Source organism: Microtetraspora sp. AC03309 (genome assembly GCF_020826795.1).
GTDB classification, from domain to species: Bacteria; Actinomycetota; Actinomycetes; order Streptosporangiales; family Streptosporangiaceae; genus Microtetraspora; species Microtetraspora glauca.
In genome coordinates this window covers 1-426 of the sequence record NZ_JADDIL010000552.1, presented here as the reverse complement: position 1 = coordinate 426, position 426 = coordinate 1, and the positions used below count along the sequence as shown (strand labels likewise).

Here is a 426-nt window from a genome sequence, read left to right as displayed (position 1 = left end):
CGAGGCATATCGCAGCCTCCAACGTCCTTCATCGGCTCTCAGTGCCAAGGCATCCACCATGCGCCCTTAAACACTTACAACACAAAAACCAAAAATGAGTTTCAAAAGAAATTGCACATCAACACACAACAAGACCGGAAACCCGAAGGCCCCCAGCCACACTGCGTGCTAGATGCTCGCAACCACTATCCACAAATCAAACACCACACCCCACCACCAAAGTGAGGCAACAACACGCCGACACCCGCAACCGGATGCCACCCCCCAAAAAGGGGCACGGGCCTGTTGTCTCAAAGCCCAATAGTGTGTCTGGCAGTCAAAGAAGTTTGTTGTGCACCAAGCCGGCGCCACTACAGCGACCAGGCTCCTCACGGCTACACCCCCACCAATTGAGAGTGTTTATCGTGGTGCTCCTTAGAAAGGAGG

General features: G+C 53.8%; 1 rRNA gene. It reads right to left on the bottom strand.

Annotation, left to right across the window (positions count from 1 at the left end):
* Positions 1-80: ribosomal RNA gene (locus IMZ11_RS44310) — 23S ribosomal RNA — on the bottom strand; the annotation flags it as partial.
* Positions 81-426 lie beyond the last annotated feature (346 nt).